Source organism: Xanthomonas cucurbitae (assembly GCF_002939885.1).
Classification (GTDB): domain Bacteria; phylum Pseudomonadota; class Gammaproteobacteria; order Xanthomonadales; family Xanthomonadaceae; genus Xanthomonas; species Xanthomonas cucurbitae.
Genome location: NZ_MDED01000121.1, coordinates 1 through 594 on the forward strand (window position 1 = coordinate 1; position 594 = coordinate 594).

2 protein-coding genes are annotated in these 594 nt (G+C 64.3%); both read right to left on the minus strand.

What is annotated here, in order from left to right; all coding sequences use genetic code 11:
* Positions 1–60: 60 nt before the first annotated feature.
* Positions 61–252, minus strand: coding sequence for a hypothetical protein (locus tag XcuCFBP2542_RS19000; RefSeq protein WP_104605773.1), 192 nt, complete (start codon positions 250–252; stop codon positions 61–63).
* A gap of 1 nt (position 253) precedes the next feature.
* A complete protein-coding gene (locus XcuCFBP2542_RS19005; protein ID WP_146090383.1) occupies positions 254–493 on the minus strand; it encodes a hypothetical protein in 240 nt (79 codons plus the stop codon).
* Between the last annotated feature and the right edge of the window lie 101 nt (positions 494–594).

The following is a 594-nucleotide window of genomic DNA, read 5'->3' on the forward strand; positions in this document are numbered from 1 at the left end:
ACCACCTTCTGGGACGGTGGAAAGGGCCTGTTTCCAAGGCTCAACGCAGATTCAGGGGCCTCAAGGCACCCACACGAATCCGCGATGAGCCTTTTTTGAAAGCACCAGCAACGCGGCGGTTTCTGCCAATGCCGTATTGTTGCGAAGCAACTCCCGCTCAAGCATCGCGGGTGCGACGCCGATCCTGCCGGTCCTGCCGCGTGTCGGTCCCACGCTCACCCGGCCCGGCAAGGCTCTGCTGCGCAAGATCATGCTACTGCGCCAACCCATGTGGATACACGCCTTGACTGCAGCACCGCGCATTGCGCGTGGCTTGGTCCAGCAACGCTGTCGTCAGCACCGCGTCGAACCGCGACGCTGCCGTCCACACCCGTCCCCGCGCCGGGTCACCCAGCGACTGGCTCAGCCACCGCTCCAGCGTCGCCTCGCTGATGCCACTCGCGCGCGACACTTCCCACATCGCCGCGCTCTCCGGCGGCAGCAAGCACGCCACCCTTTTGTTCTCCTGATTAGCCCCATCCCTCAGCCAAGAAAGTTGCTTGCCATGCGCAAAACTCGCTCTGGGCAAGGCTTGCAGCGCATCAGCGCCGTCGC